The following is a 22,092-nucleotide window of genomic DNA, read 5'->3' on the forward strand; positions in this document are numbered from 1 at the left end:
CGGCAGTGGCTATGCCAGATTCAGCATCCAAAGGTGCGCGCCGCCAGTCACAAATAGGCGCTCTTCGTGCATGTCGAACGCGCAATTGCTGCATGTTTCAGGGGTCGGTATGGTAGCGAGGTGCGTGCTTGAGGCGTCGAACAGCTCGACACCCTTCGCCGAACTGCTCCATAGCCAGCCGCGTCGGTCGACGGTGAAGCCGTCAGGTATCCCTTCGGCCACCGTTGCAAACTGGCGTCGGTTGGATAGCGTGACCCCGTCCCAGTCGAAGGCATAGATCGCGACGTCGCCCTCGCCATTCTCGGGCGTCTGTGAGGCGTAGAACGTATGCTGATCGGGCGAGAAGGCGAGGCCGTTGGGCTGCGCCATGACGGCCATTCGCTGGACCGAGCCGTCATTGCCGATCCGACAGATCGCGGTGCGCCCGCTTTCCGAACGACCGGGCACGCCTTGTTTCGGATTTTCCAGCCCGAAGGTCGGGTCGGTGAACCAGATCGCCCCATCGGGGGCGACGATCAGGTCGTTGGGCGCGTTGAGGCCGCTGCCTTCTGCCGCCCATGCGATCGGCGTTGCAACGCCTCTACCGTCGGACCGGCTGATGGCGCGGCGGCCGTGTTCGCAGTGCACCAGCGCACCATCCGGCAGCACCGCATTGCCGTTGATGAACGGCGTCGCGTCGAGCAACACATCGACTGCACCGTTCTCGCGCCAGCCCAACACACGGCGACCGACAATGTCGCTCCATACCAGCGTCCGTTCGCGGGGCCACCAGGTCGGCCCCTCGCTCCAGCTAGCCCGGTCGTACAACGTGACAAGCCGGGCGTCACCGAGCACCACGCGCGCGTCGGCATGGTGGACCACCGGGGGTGCCACCTCGGTTGGCTCGGGCGGTCCGGGCGGACGCAACCTCGCAGGTATCAACAACGGAGCGAGCGGCGTCGTCTGTGCGTCTGTCATGCCCCGAACGGATCGCGTGTCTGCGCGGCGGGCGATGTGGCGAACTGGATCATGATCTGGAAACAGGGCTCATCGCCGATCTGGCCTGATCGGTGCCCCTTGCCATCGGTCGTGTCCTGGTCCTGGCCGAAATGGATGTCGCCTGGCCCCATTTCCACGCGATTTCCGTCCATCGTCTCGATGAACCAGCGACCACGCAATGGAACCACCCATTGCGGCTTGGGACTTTCGTGCCAATCCCCGACCCAGCCCACCGGCAAAATCGCGAAGTTGATCGCGCTCACTTCGCCGGGAAACGGCCGCATCCACTGGGGGGCCGCCCCGCCGCCGACGCTTTTCTGACCAAAGCCGGTCATGTGCGACAGGTCGATCCGGCTGCCGCCATCCGCGCCGGTCCACATATGGAGGAAGGGTAACACCGGCGGCTGCTCGGCATCAATGCCATCGTTGTCGAGCGTCACCCCAGTCGGCATATCGGTCATTCTCGTTTCCTCAACCCTCACAACCCGGCAGGATCGCGTCGCGTTGGTCCAACGGCGTGCGGTCGCGGAGGTTTCGTGTGATCCGGAACGTCGCGGGCTTCGGAACCAGCGGCGCGGTCTCACGATTTAGCGCGATCGTCCTAAAGCAGGGCGGCCGTAGAAAGGGCTGGCATGGTTTCCGATACTCCACCGACGCATACCGGCGACCGCGCGAAGGCCAGAACACTGACCATCACCACGGAGCGGCCTCGCATCGACGAGGTCGGGGAGGTGATTTATCATCAGGTAAAGCGGATCGATGCGGTTCGCGGGCTGCGCATGACGCTGCTGGTGCCGCGTACCTCCGATCCGAAGCCTGCGATCCTCTATGTGCCGGGCGGCGGCTTTACCTCTGCCGCGCACCGCAAGTTCATCGAGATGCGGCTCGCGCTCGCACAAGCAGGATTCGTCGTCGCCGCCGCTGAGTATCGCGTCGTGCCCGATATCTTTCCGGCACCGCTCGATGATGGCAAGGCAGCGATCCGTTATCTGCGATCGCACGCTGACGAATACGGCGTCGATCCCGACCGGATTGGCGTACTCGGCGACAGCGCTGGGGGCTGGCTGGCTCAGATGCTGGCGATGACGGGCGACACTTCGGACTATGACCGGGGCGATTGGCTGGATACATCAGCTGCGGTGCAGGCGGCGGTGTCCCTCTATGGCATTTCCGACCTGCGAAACATCGGCGCGGGATTTTCCGAGACGGTTGGTCAGGTCCATGCCTCGACAGCCTCGACTGAGGCGCTGCTAGTTCACGGTGTCGCGTTCGGCGATTTCGCTGGTGCGACGATCGGCAGCGATCCGGTCAAGGCCCTGGGGGCCAGCCCGGTCGGCCATCTGTCGGGGACAAAGCCCCCGCTGTTGCTGATGCACGGCAGCGCCGACGATCTTGTCTCGCCAGTGCAGAGCGAGCAAATGGCTGCGGCCTTGCGAGAGCGTGAGGCGGAGGTCGACTATGTGGTGGTGGACGGTGCCGGGCATGGCGACGGCCCATGGTTCCAGCCGGCATTGATCGACTATATCGTCGCATGGTTCGGCGAGAAGCTCGTCAAAGGGTGACAACCGCGACGCCTTACCGCGAGCCCATATCGGCATGCAGCCCCAAGTCGGACCGCAGGGTAAGATATTCCTCATCTCTGAACATACTTGCACACAAGTGTGTGCGGACGTCCGGAACCGGTGTGCCGATAATGGGGGCTGAACGACCAAAAATGTGTCTGCATCCAAATTGGTTTGCAGCGCGCCACCGCATGTGGGGCCGCAGAACGCACATTCCCCATTCTTATCTTTCAGGTTTGCAGCCAGTCCCGCAAGAGTTGGGTGACCTCGCCGGGGCGTTCGAGCGGGGCCAGATGGCCGCAGTTGCGGATCTCGTGGAAGTGCGAACCGGCAATATGGTCGGATAAGTCGCGTGCGTCGGACGGCAGGCAGATGCGGTCATGTTCGCCGACTGCCACCAGCGTTGGCACGCGTACTGCGGTGATAGCGGCGCTGATATCCGGCCGGGCCAGCATGGCGCGCTGCTGGCGCTCGAAGACGGCTGTGCCGACGCGCTCGGCCATCGTCTGGACGGGGCCGCTGACGATTGGGGTCAGTGTCGGGTCGGCATGGGGCGCGGTGGCGAGCAGTCCCTGCTCGGCGACGGTGCGCGGGCGCATACGCATCGACGCGCGGGTACCGAACAGTGCCACCCGCTGCACCCGATCGGGGGCTTGGCGGATGATCTCCAGCGCGACATAGCCGCCCAGGCTGACCCCGGCGACCGCGAAGCGCGGCGGTGCATGCGCCAGCACACGCGCCGCCATCGCCTCAAGCGTATCGTCGACGGTAAGGTCCCCCAGCATCGGATGGGTGATGTCGCTGAGGTCGACGATCTGTCGGGCCCAGAGCTGTCCGTCGCACCCCATGGCTGGCAGCAGGACGAGGGGTGGCGCGTTGCGGATCATAGCTGTGTCCTCCAAGAGTGAAGTGGGGTGAAAGCGTCAGGCGAACAGGATCAGGACGCCGCGTGCCGGGTCGTTCAGGCCCTCCCAAATCATCTTGGCCGCGACCCACAGGATGACGAGTAGACCGACATAGGCAAGCCAGCGATAACGCTCGATCACCCGCGCCAGCACATTGGCGGCGAGGCCCATCAAGGCGACCGACAGGATCAGGCCGATGGCGAGGATGCCGGGATGGGCGCGCGCCGCGCCTGCCACCGCAAGCACATTGTCGAGGCTCATCGAGATGTCGGCCACCGCAACCGCCCAGGCGGCGGCCCAGAAGCGGCGCGGGGCCGGTTCGGTGTCGGAGTCCTCGTCGCCCGTCCCGCCGCGCATTTCGCGCCACATCTTCCAGGCGACCCAGACCAGCAGCAATCCTCCCGCCAGCACCAGTCCGACGATCTGAAGCAACTGCGTCACGACCAGTGCAAAACCGATGCGCAAAACGAGCGCAGCGAGGACGCCGACCAGGATCACCTTGCGCCGCATCGCCGGCGGCAGCCCCGCCGCCAGCGCGCCGACGACGATGGCATTGTCGGCGGCCAGCAGGACGTCGATCATCACGACCTGCACGAAGGCGGCAAGCGCGGCAGGAGAGCCGATGGCGGAAAAGTCGGCGACTATATGCTGCCAGAGCGTCTCCATCGGATCAGCCCATCAGCGGGAAGGCAAGGACCGCCATCCCGACCAGCGTCATGACCATGCACACCACGGCGGCGGGGACCAGCGTGAAGCGCTGGTGATCCGCCAGATCGATACCCGCTAGGCTGACTAAAAGATAGGTCGACGGCACCAGTGGGCTGAGCAGATGGACCGGCTGGCCCATCAGCGAGGCGCGGGCGATCGCCATCGGCGACACGCCGTAATGCGCGCCCGCCTCGGCCAGGATCGGCAGCATCCCGAAGTAGAAGGCGTCGTTGGAGATGAAGAAGGTGAAGGGCAGGCTGAGCAGCGCGGTGATCGGCGCCATGTACGGCCCCAGGACGGGCGGGATGAAGCCGACGACTTCCTTGCTCATCGCCTCGACCATGCCGGTGCCCGACAGGATACCGGTAAAGATACCGGCGGCGAAGATCAGCGAGACGACCGACAGGACGTTGCCCGCATGGGCGGCGATCCGCTCCTTCTGCTCCGCGACCTGAGGATAGTTGACGATCATCGCGATCGCAAAGGCCAGCATCATCAGCACCGACAGCGGCAGGATACCCGAGACCAGACCGGCGATCAGCGCCAGCGTCAGCGCCCCGTTGAACCAACGCAGGTGCGGACGGCGCGCCTCTGGGAATTGCGACACGGCCATGCCGGTGAAGGCGGTCGGCTCGTTGGACTTCACATGGCCGATGCGGCGGCGTTCCTTGCGACCGAACCAGATCGCCAGGCCTATCAGGAAGGCGAGGCCAGCGATCATGCCGGGGATCAGCGGCAGGAACAGCGTCGCGGGATCGAGTTTCAGCGCGCTGGCGGCGCGGGCGGTTGGACCGCCCCAGGGCGTCAGGTTCATGATGCCGCTGGTGCTCATGAGCAGGCAACATAGATATAGCCGGTTCATGTCGTACCGCTTGTACAGCGGCAGCAGCGCGGCGATGGTGATGATGTAGGTCGTCGACCCGTCGCCATCCAGGCTGACGATCGCGCACAGCACGACCGTGCCGATCAGGATCGCCATCGGATCGCCGTGCACCACGCGCAACAGCCGGTTGACCAGCGGATCGAACAGCCCGGTATCGGTCATGATCGAAAAGAACAGGATTGCGAACAGCAGCATGACGCCGGTCGGCGCCAGGTTCTTGATGCCGTCGATCATCATGTCGCCTAGGCCCGAGGCGAAACCGGCGATCAGCGCGAAGGCGGTGGGCACGACGATCAGCGCGACGAGCGGGGTCATCCGCTTTGTCATAATGAGCGTCATGAAGGTGGCGACCATCAGGAAGCCAAGCAGGGCAAGATCCATCAAAGGATGCTCCGTGAGAGGAGAAGGGGGTGTTTAGAAGGTCACGGCGAGACGGGTGCCGATGGTCTCGCCGCTGTCGGGGCCGGTATAGGTCCCTGCGCGATTGTCGGTGTCCCAATGGACCCAGTTGAACTGGAGCCGGGTGAAGCTGTTGAGATACCAGTTCACGCCTGCCGTCGCGGCCCAGCCGCGCCCGCCGGTCAAGAGGCTGGTATAGTCGAGATTTTCGTAGCGCGCGGTCAGCTCGATCGCGCCCGGTCCGCCCTCGAAGATCGGCTTCAGGACACGCGGCTGGCCGAAGCTGCCGAGACGCGGATTATAGGGGGGCAGGTCGCCGGTGACGAACCAGCCGCCCGATAGGCTCCACGCCTTGCTGAGGAAATCGGCACGGCCGCCAGTTAGGCGCGCGCGGCGCTCGCCCGCCTCGGCCATGACCCAGACCGGGCCGACATAGCCGCCCAGCTCCGCGCCGTAACCGGTGGTGCTGCGCCCGCCCAGCAGCGCGCCGGTCGACACGCGCAACGCGCCGTTGAAGCGGCCGCCGATCACCGTGTTGCGGGTCAGCGTGGTCGCGCTGGCGGACAGCGCCTCGTCGAAACCCCATAGGCCGACATGCAGGACCGAATGGTCGCTCTTGACCGGGTTCCAGTGCGCGCGCCCCAGCACCGTGCGGCTGTCATTGCCGCCCTGGTTGCCATCGATCCGGTCGCCGGTCAGCGTCAGCGAGGCGTGGCCGGTCTTCCAGAACAGGCGCGGCATAATGCCGACGCCGTAGAAGCCGCGTTGCGGGATGATCGCCGTGGAGACGACGGTGCGCTCCATGAACGGCGTCGAGTCCGATCCCGTCGAGCCCTCGAACCCGCGATCGTTGAACAGATGCCCGGCACGCAGGTCGTAATCCAGGCCCGGCCGGATGCGGTTGCGCCAGCCGATAAAGGCGGTGACGATATCGACTTCATTCTCCGAAAAGTCGGACTCGAACTGATAGAAGAAATGGGTGCCGACCCCGCCTTCCAGACCCAGGCGCAGTGCACGCATACCCGTCGTCGTGATGTTGCGCCCGTCATAGCGCGATCCGAAGGTCGAGCTGACATCGGTCAGGATGCGGCCGCGCGGCTTGAAGGTATAGATACCGTCCGCCGAGTGGAAGACGGGCAGGCCCGCACCCCATTCGGTGGTGACCCCTGCCGCATTGGCCTGCCGCGCCTGCGCGACGTCGCGTTCGGCGGGGCCGGGGGGTACCAGCTGCGGCGCGAAGGGGCGGGTGACGGTATCGCGGCCGATCGTGTCGCTTTGCGCCAGTTGCGGCGCGGGCGGGGTGGTCGGGGCAGGAGCGGCAACCGGAGCGGGCGCGGCGGCGGTCGTACCCTCCAGCCGGTCGAGCCGGGCGCGCAGGGTCGCGATCTCGGCGGCCTGCTGGCGGACCAGCGCGGCGAGGTCGTCGTTGCTCGGCGTCTGGGCGAGCGCGGGGGTGGCGCCCAATAGGGCGACCAGCGCGGTGGCGGTTCGGATCGGGGTCATCATTTGGGGGCCTCTTGAACGAGAGTGGCGCGCCAGTCGGCCAGGAAGCGGCGGCGCTTGATCGTGTCGAGATTGACGAGAAGCTGCGGCCCGACGCGGATCGGGCGCTGCTGTTCGGCGGACAGTCGCGGCGCACGGACATCGGCGCGCACCGGCAGCAGCCATCGCCGGGCGAGCAGCGTCTGGCCGGTGCGCGACAGCAGGAAGTCCAGGAAGAGCCGCGCCGCCGCCGGGTGCCGGGCATCGCGGGCGATGAAGGCGACGCGCGAGGCGACGATCGTATAGTCGCGCGGGAAGACCACCCGGATGTTCGGGTCGCGCATCGCACGGGTCAGTGCGTAGGGGCCGACGACATTGTACGCGATGGCGATCCGCCCCGCCGACACCGCGTCCAGCATCGGCTCGGTGGTGCGCGACAGCATCGGCCGGGTCGCCGCGATCGCCTGCACCAGCGAGCGGGTGTCGCGGGTGATCGCATGATCCTCGGTCAGGTAAAGATAACCGACATTGGACCGGGCGGGATCATAGGTCGCGACCTTGCCCGTCAGCGCCCCGCGACGGGTGCGGAGCAAGTGCTCGAACGCCTCGTGGGTGCGCGGCACCTGTCCGGCGGGGATCAGGCAGCGATTGGCGACGAAGGCGACCGGCTCGGCGGTGACGCCGTAACCCATATTCTTCCACACCGCCGTGGCGGGGAGTGCGGGCTTTTCGGGGCTGAGATAGGCTTGCGCATAGCCGTCGTTGATCAGCTTGGCCTGGAGGTCCATCGCCGACGACCAGACGACATCGGCCCCTGGTGCCTTGCCTCGCGCCTCGGCGACGACTCGGTCGTAGATGATGCTCGATTCCAGATCGTCATAGCGAACCCGGACGCCGGGATAGGTGCGGCGGAACGCCGCGATCAGCGGCTGCATCGCGGCGGTGTCGGCATTGCCATAAACGCGCACCATGCGCTCGCCGCGCGCATTGGCGACCAATGCGTCATAGGAGCGGGGATAACCGGCCGGGCGCTGCGCATCGGTACGAGCGGGCACGACGGCACCCAGCATCAGCATCGATAGAATTACCATTCGCATCGTTCAGGTCCTCTCGCTTCCCGCCTCTGAGTTCGGGTAAGCTCAATGCCATGGATTATCCCGCCAAGCTGTCATCCGCCTTTCACGGAAGGTCCGCGTCATGCGGATTCTGATCGTCGAGGACGATGCGGCGCTGGCGCGCGGGATCGTCGCGCTGCTGCGCGCGGCGGGCCATGCGGTCGATCATGTCGCGACCGGCGAGGACGCGTTGATGGTCGCGGCGGACGAAGCCTATGCGCTCGTCGTCCTGGACGTAGGGCTACCCGACATCGACGGCTTTGCGGTGCTCCAGACGCTGCGGCGTCGGGGCAACCGGGTGCCGGTGATGATGCTGACCGCGCGCGATGCGCTGGACGACCGGGTGCGCGGGCTTGACCTGGGGGCGGACGATTATCTCCGCAAGCCCTTCGCGCCGGAGGAACTGGAGGCCCGCATCCGCGCATTGGGGCGGCGGCGCGGCGGCGACCCCACGCCCGAGTTGGTCGTCGGCGCGCTAATCCTCGACCGTTCGCGGGGCGCGGCGCGGGTGGGTGAGCGGATGCTCGACCTGCGTCGTCGGGAATGGGCGGTGCTCGACGCGCTGGCGACCCGCGCTGGGCAGATTGTGCCGCGCGAGACACTGCAATCGGAAGTGTTCGGCTATGACGAGCCGGTCGGGCCCAATGCCATCGAGGTGAACATCACGCGGCTGCGCGGCAAGCTGGCCCCCGATGGCCCGGCGATCCGCACCGTGCGCGGCGTCGGCTATATGCTCGATGCCCATTAAGTCTCCGCGTGGCGGCGCACTGGCGCTGCGCACCCGGCTGTTCGCGGCGATGCTTGCGCCGATGCTGGCGATCGCGGTGCTGCTGGGGGTGGCGGGAGCGACGCTGATCGCCGATGTCGTCCGCCGCACTAACGACCGCGTGCTCGGCGGCGCGCTGGGTGCGGTGGCCGAGACGGTGCAGGTCGAGCGCGGCGAGGTAACGCTGGACCTGCCTGCCGCCGCCTTCGGCATGCTGGAGAATAGCGAGCGGGATAACGTCTATTACCGGATCGCGGTGGGCGGTCGTCTGCTGACCGGCTATTCCGACCTCTCCGCGCCGAATATTGCCGAACTGGCGCTGGACACGCCGCGCTTCCGTTTCGCCCGCTACCGGGATCAGGATATTCGCATCGCCGAAGTGCGCCGCGCCTTGCCGCGGATCGACGCGCCGGTCATCGTGCAGGTGGCCGAGACGCTCGATGGTCGCCGCGCGCTGCAACGGCGGCTGGTGATTGCGCTGGTGCTGGGTGAATTGCTGCTGGTGGGCGTCGCCATGCTGCTGATCCGCCCGGCGCTGGCCTGGAGCCTGCGGCCGCTCGCGGGGCTGCGCGAGACGGTTGCGGCGAGGGATACACGCGCGACGCCCGATTTGTCGCCACTCGACACCGGGCCGCTGCCGGTCGAGCTTCGTCCGCTCGCCGATGCGTTCGACCATCTGCTCGCCCGGCTGGACAGCGCGACGGCGGGCATGCGGCGCTTTACCGCCGATGCCTCACACCAGATGCGCACACCGCTTGCGGTGCTGAAGGTGCAGGTGGCGCTGGCCCGACGTGGCAGCCCGACCGCGCTGGGCGAGATCGCCGACGCCGCCGATCGGCTGGAGCATCTGGTGACGCAGTTGCTGGCCTTGGCCCGGGCGGAAGAGGCGGGCATCGCACCACCACGCGAGCGGGTCGACCTGCGCGAGGTGGCGGTCGTCGTCATCAACCGCCGGATCGCGCAGGCGATCGAAGCGGGGGTGGAAATTCATCTCGATGCGCCCGCTGACATCGCGATTGCCAGCCACCGTACGCTGATATTCGAAATCCTTTCCAACCTGATCGACAATGCGATCCGTTATAATCGTCGCGGTGGCCAGGTGATGCTGACCATTTCATGCGAAGAAGGGGAGGCCGCTAGGATCGTCGTAGCTGATGACGGGCCCGGTCTGCCCGATGCCGAACTTGCTCGTCTGGGCGAGCGCTTCACGCGTCTTTCAAGCGCGCGCGACAGCGAGGGGAGCGGCCTCGGTCTCGCCATCGTCCGTTCTGCGGCGTCGCGCCTTGATGCGTCGCTGGATATCGTCAGTACCCGACCAGGACTGCGCATCACGCTCGGCTTTGAATCCGCAGCCGCAATAGCGAAAGTTGGCTCCGCCAAATCAAATGGGCGAGCGGGTCCGCTCTGTTGAGCAGCTATCATTTCCCATCTGACCTTCAAAGTAAGTCAAGAACCGTACGTTCCGAAAGCAGCCATCATGCAGATAAACGAACAGCGTTTTTCCGGATGCACAGCGGGCCGTCCGAATGGCCGATTGTGGGTCAATCCGGCCCAAGATCAGGGACACCGTCCTTGCCCCCGATGACGTGTCCAGCACCGATTTTCAGCCGTTCAACGGCGAATCCTCAAAATCGGCCAGCAGGGCAGCGACGTTATCGTACAGCGCCACAGCGCCGGCACCCCGTAGAACCTCGTCGTTGAACTTGCCCGATCGGACGCCGACGGCTGCGATGCCGCATCTGGCGGCCGCTTCGATGTCGTACGGCGTGTCGCCTACGACGATCACCTCGCTGGCATCGAGCGACGACAGCTTCTTGAGAGCGGTCGAAAAGATGTCGGGGGCAGGCTTGGTTCTTTCGACGTCGTCCGAAGTGGTCGAGACGTCGACGATATCACTGGCATCCATCAGCCCGACGTAATGCTCGAGCTCTTCCGATGACGCGGAGGACGCCAGGACGACCTGACGGCCGCTATTTTTGACTTTCATGAGTAAGTCCCTTGCCGAAGCGAAGGGCACCACCTGTTCCAGGTACTTCGACTTGAATATCCTGCCGTGCTCGTTGCCCATCCTCTCCTGCTCGGCCTCGTTCGTGTCCGGGAGCAGCGTCGGCACCAACATGTCGGTGCCCTTGCCGATCTGGTCGTGTACCGTCTGATCATCGAATGTCGCGCCGATCCGGTTGAACACGGCCTGCCAAGCATCGACGTGATAGTCGTTGCTGTCCACGAGGGTGCCGTCGATGTCAAATAGGATTGCCTTGATAGCCATGGTGTTATCGCTCCTTGAAGCCCCAACGCACGGCGTACGGTGATGGGCACCACTAAGAGGTCGCCGCCCCGTATCGGCCATCGGTCACGTAGCGCCTGCTCGAGCGCATCCAGGACAAAGCCGGCATGTGCGCTCCGGCTGGCGCGCCAGCCAATGATCCGGCGAGTGTAGGAGTCGATGACGAACGCCACCTAGGCGGGCCCTGCCCAAGTCGCGACATAGACCCTGCCTTGGCAAAGGCGGAGGTAAAGTCCGACACCGATAGCATGTTCGGCGGCGGCGCACGAGCGGACACCGTGCCGCCTTATCGCTGACAGTGGACCAACGCGATGGGTGATCCTTCTCATGGTCCAGCACCACCCGCACCGTGCGCGCACCTCAGGCGAAACCGTGTTGGTCGTCTTGCTCGTCATAGCCCCTTCCTCTCAGGAGCCGGGGCTTCCGACAAACCCGGCGCGGTTCAATCAGAAGGGGGCAGCTCAAACACCAAATCCCCAAAAAGACGCCAGAGGTTACCTTTACCGGCTCCAGAGGTTAAGTCGCCTATATGGAACAACAAGCTCTCGTCTTCGCGCTGATTGGTATTCTGGGGATAGGAGCACAGTGGATTGCATGGCGGACGGGATGGCCGGCCATCGCGCTGATGCTGGCCGCAGGCGTCATTGCCGGGCCGATCACCGGCCTGATCATCCCTGAGCATACGTTCGGCAGCCTGCTGGAACCCATGATCTCGGTGGCGGTTGCGCTCATCCTGTTCGAGGGCGGATTGAGCCTCAATTTCCGCGAGTTGCGCAAAACCGAAGGTGCCGTGACGCGCCTGATGATGATCGGCATTCCGCTGGGCTGGGTACTGGGTACGCTGGCTTGCTATTATGTGGCGGGGCTCGTGTGGCCTGTTGCGATCCTGTTCGCCGGTATCCTGGTGGTGACCGGGCCGACCGTCGTCATCCCTCTGCTCCGTCAAAGCAACATCGCACAGCGCCCGCGTGCGATCCTCAAATGGGAAGCCATCGTCAACGATCCATTCGGGGCGCTCTGTGCCGTCATCACCTACGAATATCTGCGCCGTGTCGACGAGGGCGGCACGCTGCTGTCCGTGGTCACCGCGTTGCTGGGCGCGGCGGTGGTGTCGGGGCTGATCGGTTATGGCATGGCGCGCGCGATCGCCTGGGCGTTTCCGCGTGGCCATGTGCCCGAATATCTCAAGGCCCCCGTATTGCTGGTCGCGGTGATCGGCACGTTCGTACTGTCCAATCTGATCCAGCAGGAAACCGGGCTGCTTGCCGTGACCGTGATGGGGGTGGCGGTGGCCAATATGCGGCTAGACTCGTTGCGCGACATTCATCCGTTCAAGGAGAATGTGACGGTCTTGCTGATCTCCGGCGTGTTCGTCTTGCTGTCAGCCTCGCTGGATTTCGAGGTGCTGCGCCTGTTCGAATGGCGCTTTGCCGCGTTTCTGTTCGCACTGTTGTTCCTGGTGCGTCCAGCGACCGTGCTGATCGCCTTGGCCTTCAGCAAGATTCCTTGGAACGAACGACTATTGGTCGCTTGGATCGCACCGCGTGGCGTCGTAGCGGTCGCCGTATCGGGGCTGTTCGCGCTGCGGCTGGACCAGCTAGGCTATGGCAACGGCAATATCCTCGTCACCCTATCCTTCGCGGTGGTGGTGGCGACGATCATCGCCCATGGCTTCAGCATCCGCTATGTCGCGCGCTGGCTGAAGGTCACTGGGGCGACGGAGAAAGGGCTGCTGATCGTCGGTAGCACGCCTTGGAGCATCTCGCTGGCGAAGCAGATTCAGTCGCTGGGACTGCCGGTGACGATTGCGGATACCAGTTGGCAAAGACTCTCCGGCCCACGACAGGCCGGAATCGAGACCTATCATGGCGAAATCCTGGCCGAGACGACCGAAGAACGGCTCGACCTCACTCAGTTTCAGGTGCTGGCTGCGACGACCGAGAACGAGGCTTACAACGCGCTGGTCTGTAATGAATTTGCGCATGATATCGGGCGCGATTCCGTCTACCAGCTTGGCGGAAGCGGGGATGACGAGGATCATCGCAGCCTGCCGGAAGCGCTGCGCGGACGGGCGATGTTCACCGCCGGGCACGGGGTCGAGGAAATCCTGCAGCGCGAGGCGGCAGGCTGGACCTTCCGCAAGACGCGGATCAGCGAGCAGTTCAACTTCGACCATGCCCGATCGATCCTCCCGGATGAGGCCGACATGCTGTTCGTGCTGCGCAAGGACGGTCGCATCCGTTTCTTCACTCATGCCGCCAGGCCCTCGCCACAAAATGGCGACGTCGTCGTGTCCTATGGACCCTCGCGTCACGGCGATCCTGACGCTAATCAAGTCACACCAACCGGAGAGGGTGTCGCATGACGAGATCGATATGGAACGGCCGGGCCGTGCGCGTCGTGGCGACGGCCATGATCGGCCTCGGCATGACCGCCTGCCAGCCACGGGTTGAACCCGCCGCGAACGACACGGCCGAGACTCCCGCCAATGCCGGGACGGCAGACAATGCGACGGTGCCCGGCAACGATGCGGCAGCGCAGGAGCAGGAGGAGGCGAAGAAGTCGATCATCCGGCCGGAAATCGCGCCATCGCCCACGCCGACCCCGCCCGCCGGGCCGGTCGAACTGACTATTCCTTTTCCGGCCAAGGGCGCACAACCCGATCAGGCGGGCATCGCCATGCTCGACACGCTGGTTGCCGATCCCGTCCTGGCACTGGGCGGGCCGATCACGATTTGGGGACATAGCGACTCGGCCGGGTCCGACGCCGCGAACCTGACCGCTTCGCGTCGCCGCGCAGAGGCAGCGCGTGACTATCTGGTCAAGAAGGGCGTTGCCGCCGACCGGATCACCGTCATCGCGATAGGCGAGGCGCGGCCGATTGCGCCCAATCGCAAGCTCGACGGATCGGACGATCTGGAAGGTCGCGTCAAGAACAGACGGGTGGAGATCAAGGTGGACCTGCCCAAGGCCGCACCGGATGCAGCGGAGCCTCCGCCGTCCTAGGCCGGGCCGACGTTCGCGCGGAGCGGGGTGGTTCCGTGCCGAACAGGGGATCGGTACGCCAATTCCGGTACGGTCACCTGCAGGGGGAGCAATGGTGTGAATGTCGACGGCTTGCCTTGTCTGCTGACGTCGCTTTTTTGAGTCCGACCGTCCTATGATCGCTACCTCGTCATTCCTGCGGCCATATTCCCTCTGGTTGTGACGCGCATGGCATCGCTGATATTCCATTCGGGTGTCGCTCGTGACGACCTCGGTTGAGCAGGCGCCTATTGGCCATCGTGCGGCTAGCTGCCGCAGCAGCCAGTATAAAAGCGAACTATATTGTTGATCCAAATCAGCAAAAATCGGTTTCTGGCCGTCTCGTAAACTGTCCCTTTACATTTCGTCGGTGAAGTCGTCGGCATGGCTCACCACCCCTTCTCCAGCCGATGGGTTTTGGCGAATGGCCGCTTGGTGCCCGCGATGGCTGGTTTGCTCGCTAGGCTCGCTGGGGATCGTCGCGGCAATGTGATGGCGTTGTGGGTGTTCTCGCTCATTCCGTTGGTGGCGCTCGTCGGTTCGGCGATCGACCTCGGCACGGGCTATGTGACCCGTAAGCAGATGCAGATCGCCTGCGACGCAGGCGTGCTCGCGGGGCGCCGTGCCATGACGGCCGGTGCGGTTGATGACACGGTGCGGGCGGAGGCAACCAAGTTCTTCAACTTCAACTACAGGCAGGGCTTGTACGGCTCGAAGCCGTTCACCCCGTCCATCAGCAGCACGACGACATCGAAGACGACGGTCGTGATCGACGCCGCCACCACCGTTCCGACATCGATCATGCGAATATTCGGCTTCACCGAACTGCCGGTAAAGGTCAGTTGCAACGCATCGCAGGACTTTGTGAATACCGACATCGTCTTCGTGCTGGACACGACCGGGTCGATGGCGGACAAGGCGACTCCCAGCGATACATCGACCAAGATCCAGGCATTGCGTGCCGCCGTGCTGGCCCTGTACGACCAGCTGGCACCGATCCAGACGCAATTGACCGCGTCCGGCATGCGCCTGCGATATGGCGTGGTGCCCTATTCCAGCGCCGTGAATGTCGGAAAGGCGATCCGAGCGGCCAACCCGAACTACATGCTTTCCGGTCCTTGGACTTATCAGTCCCGGGAGGTCGTGACGGACAATCGAAGCTCATCCAGCTGTTCCCAGCTTAATGGTAACTACAATTTCTGGCAGGGTCGCTGCACCTATTTCAACTATGCACCCCGATCGTTCGACACCTCAAACTATGTCTCCGGCGCGACCGTCGACGTGGGGCCGCTGATCGGAACGGCAAATTCGTCGGGCGTTACGCCCACCAATACTACGTCGAAGAGGGTTAGCTGGGCTGGCTGTATCGAGGAACGGCAGACCGTTCGTATGAGTGCGACCGAAGCAGCCATTCCTGCGGGCGCGACCGATCTCAACATCAATCTGATACCGAGCACCGAGGCCACCAAGTGGAAGCCCTATTGGCCGGACATCGAGTATTTGAGTTATAAGTATCAAGAGCTTTCCAATGATCCGTACAAACCACAGGTCGCATGCCCGACGGCCGCGGCTGCTATGCAGGTTTGGACCAAAGGCGATCTCAAAAACTATCTCGACACGCTAATTCCGGACGGCGGCACCTATCACGACAACGGGATGATGTGGGGTGCGCGCTGGGCGTCTTCCGGGGGCATATTCGGTCCGGCCAATCCCGATACGTACAACACGATGCCGGTCAAGAAGTACATCATCTTCATGACCGACGGAACATTTGCTACCGGCTATTCCTATCTTTATTCATCTTATGGCATCGAGCAACTGGATGCTAGGGTGACGCCGGGTGGCGGGTGGTCCAACCAGACGGACCAGCTCGCCCGCCACCAGCAGCGCTTCAACCTATTGTGCTCGCAGGCGAAGTCCATGGGATATTCGGTGTGGGTGATCGGCTTTGACACCGCGCTCGACGCTTCGCTGACGAATTGCGCGAGCACGCCCAGCCAGGCATCGACCTCCTCGGACCAGGCGGCATTGATGGCGCGCTTCGTCGAGATCGGCAAGAACATCGGGGCGCTGAGGCTTACGCAATGACGAGGCTGCAGGTGCCCCGACTCGCTTTCCTGCTATCGGACAGGCGCGGCGCCTCGGTCGTGGAGTTCGCCATCGTCGCTTTGCCCGCCATTGCGATCATGTGCGGTCTGTTCGACCTGGGTTACCGGCAATATGTCGCGATCCAGGTGCAGGATGCTCTGGACCGTGCGGCCCGGCGGGTCACCGTGGGACCGAACACCACGAGCGCGCAATTGACGGCCATGGTCAAGGACAGCGTTTCGGGGATCGCAAAGACTGCGACGGTCATCGTCGTACCCACCAGCTACGGCAAGTTCCAGCAGGTGTCCAAGGCCGAGCCCATCACCACCGACACGGTACCGCTGGGGACCTATAATAGCGGTGACTGCTTCACCGACATAAACGGCAACGGCATATGGGATGCGGATGCCGGGAGGGCAGGGACCGGGGGTTCGGACGACGTGGTGCTTTACACCGCTACCGTGACCTATCCCGAGATCGTGCCCATGAGCAAGCTGATGGGGTGGAGCGCCGTCACGAAATTGACCGCGACGACGATGCTGAAGAACCAGCCCTATGCCTCCCAAGCCGAACCCGTGACGATATGCAATTGAGGGCGTTTGGGAAGCATCTGCGGGCCCTTGCAGGCCAGCGGCGGGGCGTGGCCCTGATCGAGTTCGCGATTGCGGCACCATTGGTCCTCCTGCTCGGTTTGGGGGGCGTCGAGCTGGGAAACTATGTCGTTGCGAATTTGCGCATCTCGCAGATCGCGATGGCGGTTGCCGACAATGCGGGACGGGTGCGGACGACCATCGACGAAGCGGATATAGCCGAGATCATGATTGGCGCGATGAAGATGGGGGAGCCGCTGTCCCTCGCCACCAACGGCCGCATCATCCTTTCCGATCTGGAGCAGCGCACGTCGACCACGGGGACCAACGGCAAGGGGCCGGTATCCACCAGCAATCCGGAGGGCTATCGGCAATGGATCAGGTGGCAACGCTGCGCGGGGGCGTTGACGGTGGTCTCGTCACTGGGTGGTCCGCTGGACGGCGCCGGCATGGCCGTCACCAATCTGGACGACACCACCAATGACGATCATGGGGCCGTCGAGGGGGCGTCTGCTATCGACGGAATGGGGAAAGCCGGTAATCAGATTGCCGCGTCGAAGGACACTGCCGTGATGGTCGTCGAGATCGTGTACAATTACCGACCTCTCGCTCCCGTGGGCATGATCACCTCAATGCTCGGCACGCCGCAAATCAGGCGGGTCATGGCCTTCAATGTTCGCGAGCGGACCGCCTATTCGTTGCGGAACGATGGCAAACTGTCGGGCACCAAACGCGCGGATTGCCGTCTCTTTGCCGCAGCAGTCCCGACGGCGTGACGGCAACCGGCAGGAGCGTTACCAAGCGCTTCGCAACGGCCTGCTCGAAGATGCTCGGTTCGACGAGGGCCTTGCGTCGGTTCGCGATGGAAGCTGATGGCCTGCGGTGCACCATCTCTGTGCCCATATCGCCCTTGGCGGAGCAGCCGGATAAGGGGTGAAATCGGTGAGTCTCGGGGCTGGAGATCGACAAGCCATGCCGCCAGACCCGGAACCAAACCTACTTCGCCCGTCAGCTATTCCAGCCCCAAAGCCACCCGATCGGCGGTAGCGGCGGCGAGTTCGGCGCGGGCGGCCGCGATCCGGGCCTGAGCGTCGATCAGGCGGACCCGCGCGTCGTTCGCCGTCTCCTCGCGCTGGTTGACCAGAAAGAAATCGCTCGACCCCAGCTCGAACCGTCGCCGCTCGGCAGCGGCGAGCCGTTCGGCAAGCTGGCGTTCCTGCTCCGCGATCGAAGCCAGCTTCTCGGCCGCGCCCACGCCGATCGTGATCCCCTCGACTTCGACCGTGATCTGATCGCGCAGAAAACGGCTGCGCGCCGACAGTGCGTCCATTTCGGCCTGCGCTTCAACGATCCGCCCTTTTGCCGCCCGGTTCTGAAGCGGCATCGAAAAGCGGAAGCCGACCGCCGCCTCCAGGGGCGTCCGCGAGGAACCGCCAAGCCCCACGGGCCCGACGTCCTTGCCCACCTCGCCGCGCAGGTCGAGCCGGGGGCGGAGATCGTTCTGCGCCAAAGCGAGACGGGCGGCCCCCTGATCGATACGGGTCAGCAGCATCTGGAGGTCGGGGCGTCGCCGTTCGAAATCGTTTCGGGCAGCGGCGGCGACGCCGGCCAGTGCATTGGCGTCAGGGGGCAGGCGCTCCGGCCCGACCAGCAAAGGATCACCGGCGGCATCGCGGAAATACAGGGAGAGCGCATTGGCCGCTGCTTGGAAATCACCCTCAGCCCGAACCACCAAGGCGCGGCGGCGAACGAGATTCTGGTCGTTCTCGGCGAGCAAAATGTCGGGCCGCGCGCCAAGCTGTACCTGGCGGGCAAGGCCGCCGCGACGGCTTTCCGACAGCGACAGAAGGTCGCGATAGGCACGCAGTCGCAGGCCCGCCGCGACCCAGTTCTGATAGGCGTCGATCGCGCGCCGCTGTACGCCGATCGCCACGGCCTGACGCTCGAATTGCGCGATGTCGATGTCGCCGGAGGCCAATGTACGCCGCGTCCGGCGCTCGTCGATCAAGCGATCGCGGAGCAGCGAATAGAGCGCGCCGACCTTCACCTCGCCGAGGCGGTTGGTGTAGTTCTCGTCCTCATAGACCGGGAAGCCACCCCGGCTGACGCGATAATTGCCATAGACGTAACCGCCATTGTCGGTCAGCGGACGGGTGGCGCGGGCCGAGGCGATGGTCCCGTCATAATAGCCCAAAGTACGCGAGCGGCCCTCGGCATCGAACACCGTGTCGAACGCGCCGTTGGCGGTGATGGCGCGCCCCTCTGCGGCGCGTATCTTGGCGAGCGCCTCGACGATCTGCGGGGCCGCGCGGGCAGAGGCGCGCAGCACCTCGTCCAGGGTCAGCGGACTCGTCGTGGGCACCGACGCGGGGGCGGGGTTCGCCTCAATCCGCTGCGCCGTCGCGGGGAGGGCAATGGCTGGCGGAACGATCAGCGCCGACAGGAGCAGAAGCGGCCGGATCATTTCAGCTTGCCTGCCTTGGCCGCGATCTTCTTGTCGTCGTCCTTGTCCGCGCCCTTATCGGTCGCGGTTTGGCCAAATTCCAAGGGGAAGTCGTTGAGTTGGCGCCACAGCTCATAGCCGACCGTGACGGTCTCGCCTTGCACCCAACCCTGTACCTTGCCGCCCAGCCGGACGAAGCGGCGTGCGGGCCAGGCGGGCTTGCCCGGCACCGGTTCGACGAGGATGCGGAACAGCCCTTGTGCATTGGCATTGGGATCGATCGTGCGAACCCGGCCATCGAAAAAGCCATAGGCGACCGATGGCCAGCCACTGAACTGGATCGCGGGCCAGCCTTCGAACTCCAGCCGAACCGGGCGCCCCGGTCGCAGCAGTGGCACGTCACGGCCGTCGATCAGCAACTCGACCGCCCGCTCGACCTGTTCGGGCGCGACCACCGCCAGCGCGGTGCCGGCCGACACCAGCGCGCCGCCCGCCGCGGCGTTGAGGTTCTGGATACGACCATCGCGCGGGGCACGAACCAACTGGGCCGACTGGCGATTGAGCTGGACCTCTATCCGGTTCAGCTTGGCGCGGGACTCCGCCAGCTTGGCCCCCGAGTCCGCGACCTTGATCTGTGCCTGCTCATAATCGCGCCGCGACGCCAATCCTTCGGAAAATAGCTGGCGCGTGCGATTGACATCGATCGAGGCGACCGATTGGGACTGGCGAACCGAGGCGATCTCCGCCTGCACCTGCGCGCGCTCGGCGGCGAGGCGGGACAGCAAATTGGGGTCGAGGTCGACAATGCGGGCGATCGGGTCACCGCGCTTCACATGCTGGCCGTCATGGACATACCAGCGCTCGACCCGCCCCGGCACCAGTGCGGTCACGTCCTGTGCCCGATCCTGTGGATCGAGCGAGACGACCTGTCCTCGGCCTTGCGCGGTTTGCAGCCACGGCACGAAGAACAGAATGAAGATCGCCGCCGCGATACCCACCGCCAGCATCCAGGCGATGGCGACGGTGACCCGTGGCGGACGCAGCGACCCAAGCGTGCGGAAATGGGCGAGATGCTCAGGCAGATGCGACATTGGCGTCCTCCTGGCTGATGGCGGACCGAAGATCGGCCAGGTGCTCGAAGCGGCGCTGCTCGGTCAGGCCCAGATAGAGATATCCATCCAACTCCAGATCCTCGGGGCGGCCGGTACAGAGCAATACCGTCGTGCCGTGCGCCTTGAGATGCCGCAGAGCCGCCGACAGCCGCTCGGGTGGCAACAGGTCGAAAAGCTGGCCCAGGAGAAGCAATTTGGGGCGGACCAGAAGCGCATTGGCCAGCTTCAGGGCCATGGTCTCGCCCACGCTGAGCGGATAACCGGTCGAACCGAGCGGCGTGTCCAATCCCTGGGGCAGGCTGGCAAGGCGGCGTTCCAGCCCCACCATTGCCAGCGCTTCCATCGCGCCTTCGCCAATGTCCCCAGACGCAAGCCGCAGATATTCGCGGATCGTGACCTCGACGATCGTCGATCGATCGAGCACGGTAACGTCCGACCGCAGATGATACATGTCGAACGACCCCAGATCGGTGCCCCCGATCCGGACCAGGCCGCGGTCGGGCACGGCATGACGCTTCAGCAACATCGCCAATCGGCGTTCGGCGCCGGGTTCGGCGACCGTCACAAGCTGCTCTCCAGCCGCGAGGGTCAGGGTGTAGCGCGCGTCGTTGAAGACGACGTCGGTCAGCTTGACCGATCCGTCGCGTGGGCCGCTCTCACCGCGCACCTTCGGCTCCTGGGGAATGGCGAACAGCAACGATAGCTCCTCGGAGCTGGCCGCCAGATCGTAGAAGGTGTCGAGATACAGGCCGAGTTGCGAAATGCCGTAAAAGACCCCCGAAAGGATCAACTCCGCTGCGACCAATTGGCCGAGCGACAATTGCCCCCGGAGGATCAACATGCCGCCGAGCAGCAGCAAACCGGCGCTCGCAAAGGCGTAGATCAGCAGGAAGGCCACCGTCTGTGCGAACTGATATCGAAAGTACCGGCGATGGGTATCGACATAGCTGGCGGTCATCGCCTCCGACCGGACCATGGCGAAGTCGAGATGGCGAAGCGACTTGTAGAAGCCGTTCGATCCGCCGACGCTTTCCAGCCAGCGGGCCGCATTGTGCTTGGCATGGCTCAGCGCCACGGCACCGCTGATCGCACCGCGCCGCCACAACAGCCAAACCAGCAAAAGCGCTGCGACCAGCACGACGTTGAAGGCTAGAAAGACGGGGTGATAGAAGCTGGTGATCGTCAACCCGATCACGGCTTGCAGCACGATGGTGAAGCCGCCGATGACCAGGCTGGGCACCGACTTCTGAACGACGACCAGGTCGAAATAACGATTGAACAGATCGCCGCGATTGCCGTCGGCAAAGAACGGATCCTGCGCATGGACCGCGCGAAGGGTCACCTCGGCCACGACGCGCGAAAACAGGCGCCGTTCGAACGCCGCCATGATCCAGACTCGAAGCGCGCTCAGCGCGGCCACCATCAACAAGAGGAGCAGCAAGACCCCGGACAGCGCCCATAAAGGCGCAGGCATCGCGGTGTTGGCGACGCTGTTGATCAGCAACTGAACCGAAATGGGGGTGGCAAGTGCTAACAGACTGATCGCAATGGTATAGACGATGCCGAGCCTGACATAGGCGGCATCTGGGCCTATGATCTGCGACAGCCAGCCCGCCGCATCGCGAAATCCCAATCGCTCCGTCGCCAAGACAATCCCCCTTCACACGATGAGCGCGCCGATAATGGCCGTTTTTTGCCGGACTGTTGCTGGATCTTTATAAAAGGTACGTTCCGGCTTAATCCATGTGAT

At 64.4% G+C, this 22,092-nt stretch carries 19 protein-coding genes and 1 pseudogene; 8 read left to right on the forward strand and 12 right to left on the reverse strand.

Going from position 1 to position 22,092, the window contains the following annotated elements:
* Positions 1–9: 9 nt before the first annotated feature.
* Positions 10–957, reverse strand: a complete 948-nt coding sequence (locus NZL82_RS08930) for an SMP-30/gluconolactonase/LRE family protein (protein WP_261269410.1) — start codon at positions 955–957, stop codon at positions 10–12.
* Positions 954–1,439 carry a hypothetical protein gene (locus NZL82_RS08935; RefSeq protein WP_261269411.1) on the reverse strand — a complete coding sequence of 162 codons (486 nt, stop codon included), beginning with the start codon at positions 1,437–1,439 and terminating at the stop codon, positions 954–956. Before NZL82_RS08935 ends, NZL82_RS08930 begins: the two co-directional genes overlap by 4 nt.
* A 318-nt stretch (positions 1,440–1,757) precedes the next feature.
* Between NZL82_RS08935 and NZL82_RS08940 the strand changes: the two genes are divergently transcribed.
* On the forward strand, positions 1,758–2,540 hold the full coding sequence (locus NZL82_RS08940; RefSeq protein WP_261269412.1) for an alpha/beta hydrolase: 783 nt from the start codon (positions 1,758–1,760) through the stop codon (positions 2,538–2,540).
* 230 nt (positions 2,541–2,770) lie between these two features.
* On the opposite strand, the gene NZL82_RS08945 is transcribed toward NZL82_RS08940, so the two are convergent.
* Genes NZL82_RS08945 through NZL82_RS08965 form a run of 5 tightly spaced genes read right to left on the reverse strand, consistent with a single transcriptional unit; the run spans position 2,771 to position 8,014 of the window.
* On the reverse strand, positions 2,771–3,427 hold the full coding sequence (locus NZL82_RS08945; RefSeq protein WP_261269413.1) for an alpha/beta fold hydrolase: 657 nt from the start codon (positions 3,425–3,427) through the stop codon (positions 2,771–2,773).
* A gap of 36 nt (positions 3,428–3,463) precedes the next feature.
* Positions 3,464–4,111, reverse strand: coding sequence for a YjbE family putative metal transport protein (locus tag NZL82_RS08950; protein WP_261269414.1), 648 nt, complete (start codon positions 4,109–4,111; stop codon positions 3,464–3,466).
* Between the two features lie 4 nt (positions 4,112–4,115).
* The gene (locus tag NZL82_RS08955; RefSeq protein ID WP_261269415.1) at positions 4,116–5,417 is read right to left on the reverse strand and encodes a CitMHS family transporter; all 1,302 of its coding nucleotides are present in this window, start codon (positions 5,415–5,417) and stop codon (positions 4,116–4,118) included.
* Between the two features lie 33 nt (positions 5,418–5,450).
* Complete coding sequence (locus tag NZL82_RS08960; protein WP_405051355.1) at positions 5,451–6,941, reverse strand: OprO/OprP family phosphate-selective porin; 1,491 nt, start codon at positions 6,939–6,941, stop codon at positions 5,451–5,453.
* Positions 6,938–8,014: an ABC transporter substrate-binding protein gene (locus tag NZL82_RS08965; protein ID WP_261269417.1), complete on the reverse strand. Its 1,077-nt coding sequence runs from the start codon at positions 8,012–8,014 to the stop codon at positions 6,938–6,940. Before NZL82_RS08965 ends, NZL82_RS08960 begins: the two co-directional genes overlap by 4 nt.
* Before the next feature lie 100 nt (positions 8,015–8,114).
* Between NZL82_RS08965 and NZL82_RS08970 the strand changes: the two genes are divergently transcribed.
* Together NZL82_RS08970 and NZL82_RS08975 are read left to right on the forward strand one after the other, a co-directional pair.
* Positions 8,115–8,780 (forward strand): response regulator transcription factor, encoded by a 666-nt coding sequence (locus tag NZL82_RS08970; protein WP_261269418.1) that lies wholly within the window; start codon positions 8,115–8,117, stop codon positions 8,778–8,780.
* The gene (locus tag NZL82_RS08975) at positions 8,770–10,209 is read left to right on the forward strand and encodes a sensor histidine kinase (RefSeq protein ID WP_261269419.1); all 1,440 of its coding nucleotides are present in this window, start codon (positions 8,770–8,772) and stop codon (positions 10,207–10,209) included. Before NZL82_RS08970 ends, NZL82_RS08975 begins: the two co-directional genes overlap by 11 nt.
* Before the next feature lie 192 nt (positions 10,210–10,401).
* On the opposite strand, the gene NZL82_RS08980 is transcribed toward NZL82_RS08975, so the two are convergent.
* On the reverse strand, positions 10,402–11,067 hold the full coding sequence (locus NZL82_RS08980) for an HAD family hydrolase (protein WP_261269601.1): 666 nt from the start codon (positions 11,065–11,067) through the stop codon (positions 10,402–10,404).
* Between the two features lie 53 nt (positions 11,068–11,120).
* Positions 11,121–11,353 (reverse strand): annotated as a pseudogene (locus tag NZL82_RS08985) (DDE-type integrase/transposase/recombinase); the annotation flags it as partial.
* A gap of 261 nt (positions 11,354–11,614) precedes the next feature.
* Here NZL82_RS08985 and NZL82_RS08990 point away from each other — a divergent pair.
* From NZL82_RS08990 to NZL82_RS09010, 5 genes are all read left to right on the forward strand, one after another.
* Positions 11,615–13,450: a sodium:proton antiporter gene (locus tag NZL82_RS08990; RefSeq protein ID WP_261269420.1), complete on the forward strand. Its 1,836-nt coding sequence runs from the start codon at positions 11,615–11,617 to the stop codon at positions 13,448–13,450.
* Positions 13,447–14,091 (forward strand): OmpA family protein, encoded by a 645-nt coding sequence (locus tag NZL82_RS08995; RefSeq protein WP_261269421.1) that lies wholly within the window; start codon positions 13,447–13,449, stop codon positions 14,089–14,091. The genes NZL82_RS08990 and NZL82_RS08995 overlap by 4 nt, the downstream gene beginning before the upstream one ends.
* Before the next feature lie 462 nt (positions 14,092–14,553).
* The gene (locus tag NZL82_RS09000; protein WP_261269422.1) at positions 14,554–16,197 is read left to right on the forward strand and encodes a pilus assembly protein; all 1,644 of its coding nucleotides are present in this window, start codon (positions 14,554–14,556) and stop codon (positions 16,195–16,197) included.
* On the forward strand, positions 16,194–16,790 hold the full coding sequence (locus NZL82_RS09005) for a TadE/TadG family type IV pilus assembly protein (RefSeq protein ID WP_261269423.1): 597 nt from the start codon (positions 16,194–16,196) through the stop codon (positions 16,788–16,790). Before NZL82_RS09000 ends, NZL82_RS09005 begins: the two co-directional genes overlap by 4 nt.
* Before the next feature lie 47 nt (positions 16,791–16,837).
* On the forward strand, positions 16,838–17,563 hold the full coding sequence (locus NZL82_RS09010) for a TadE/TadG family type IV pilus assembly protein (RefSeq protein ID WP_261269424.1): 726 nt from the start codon (positions 16,838–16,840) through the stop codon (positions 17,561–17,563).
* A 236-nt stretch (positions 17,564–17,799) separates the two neighbouring features.
* Here NZL82_RS09010 and NZL82_RS09015 read toward each other — a convergent pair whose 3' ends face one another.
* Genes NZL82_RS09015 through NZL82_RS09025 form a run of 3 tightly spaced genes read right to left on the reverse strand, consistent with a single transcriptional unit; the run spans position 17,800 to position 21,990 of the window.
* Positions 17,800–19,251 (reverse strand): TolC family protein, encoded by a 1,452-nt coding sequence (locus tag NZL82_RS09015; protein WP_261269425.1) that lies wholly within the window; start codon positions 19,249–19,251, stop codon positions 17,800–17,802.
* Positions 19,248–20,321: an efflux RND transporter periplasmic adaptor subunit gene (locus tag NZL82_RS09020; RefSeq protein WP_261269426.1), complete on the reverse strand. Its 1,074-nt coding sequence runs from the start codon at positions 20,319–20,321 to the stop codon at positions 19,248–19,250. The genes NZL82_RS09015 and NZL82_RS09020 overlap by 4 nt, the downstream gene beginning before the upstream one ends.
* Complete coding sequence (locus NZL82_RS09025; RefSeq protein WP_261269427.1) at positions 20,305–21,990, reverse strand: ABC transporter ATP-binding protein; 1,686 nt, start codon at positions 21,988–21,990, stop codon at positions 20,305–20,307. Before NZL82_RS09025 ends, NZL82_RS09020 begins: the two co-directional genes overlap by 17 nt.
* Between the last annotated feature and the right edge of the window lie 102 nt (positions 21,991–22,092).

This window comes from Sphingomonas sp. LC-1 (assembly GCF_025371035.1).
Taxonomy (GTDB): Bacteria; Pseudomonadota; Alphaproteobacteria; order Sphingomonadales; family Sphingomonadaceae; genus Sphingomonas; species Sphingomonas sanguinis_E.

Bases quoted from the DNA above. Each gene is read 5' to 3' on its own strand.
- NZL82_RS08945 (WP_261269413.1), bottom strand. From the start codon at position 3,427: ATGATCCGCAACGCGCCACCCCTCGTCCTGCTGCCAGCCATGGGGTGC.
- NZL82_RS08950 (WP_261269414.1), bottom strand. From the start codon at position 4,111: ATGGAGACGCTCTGGCAGCATATAGTCGCCGACTTTTCCGCCATCGGC.
- NZL82_RS09000 (WP_261269422.1), top strand. From the start codon at position 14,554: ATGGCTGGTTTGCTCGCTAGGCTCGCTGGGGATCGTCGCGGCAATGTG.
- NZL82_RS08995 (WP_261269421.1), top strand. From the start codon at position 13,447: ATGACGAGATCGATATGGAACGGCCGGGCCGTGCGCGTCGTGGCGACG.
- NZL82_RS08930 (WP_261269410.1), bottom strand. From the start codon at position 957: ATGACAGACGCACAGACGACGCCGCTCGCTCCGTTGTTGATACCTGCG.
- NZL82_RS09005 (WP_261269423.1), top strand. From the start codon at position 16,194: ATGACGAGGCTGCAGGTGCCCCGACTCGCTTTCCTGCTATCGGACAGG.
- NZL82_RS08955 (WP_261269415.1), bottom strand. From the start codon at position 5,417: ATGGATCTTGCCCTGCTTGGCTTCCTGATGGTCGCCACCTTCATGACG.
- NZL82_RS08970 (WP_261269418.1), top strand. From the start codon at position 8,115: ATGCGGATTCTGATCGTCGAGGACGATGCGGCGCTGGCGCGCGGGATC.
- NZL82_RS08935 (WP_261269411.1), bottom strand. From the start codon at position 1,439: ATGACCGATATGCCGACTGGGGTGACGCTCGACAACGATGGCATTGAT.
- NZL82_RS08990 (WP_261269420.1), top strand. From the start codon at position 11,615: ATGGAACAACAAGCTCTCGTCTTCGCGCTGATTGGTATTCTGGGGATA.
- NZL82_RS09020 (WP_261269426.1), bottom strand. From the start codon at position 20,321: ATGTCGCATCTGCCTGAGCATCTCGCCCATTTCCGCACGCTTGGGTCG.
- NZL82_RS08940 (WP_261269412.1), top strand. From the start codon at position 1,758: ATGACGCTGCTGGTGCCGCGTACCTCCGATCCGAAGCCTGCGATCCTC.
- NZL82_RS08960 (WP_405051355.1), bottom strand. From the start codon at position 6,941: ATGATGACCCCGATCCGAACCGCCACCGCGCTGGTCGCCCTATTGGGC.
- NZL82_RS08980 (WP_261269601.1), bottom strand. From the start codon at position 11,067: ATGGCTATCAAGGCAATCCTATTTGACATCGACGGCACCCTCGTGGAC.
- NZL82_RS08975 (WP_261269419.1), top strand. From the start codon at position 8,770: ATGCCCATTAAGTCTCCGCGTGGCGGCGCACTGGCGCTGCGCACCCGG.
- NZL82_RS08965 (WP_261269417.1), bottom strand. From the start codon at position 8,014: ATGCGAATGGTAATTCTATCGATGCTGATGCTGGGTGCCGTCGTGCCC.
- NZL82_RS09015 (WP_261269425.1), bottom strand. From the start codon at position 19,251: ATGATCCGGCCGCTTCTGCTCCTGTCGGCGCTGATCGTTCCGCCAGCC.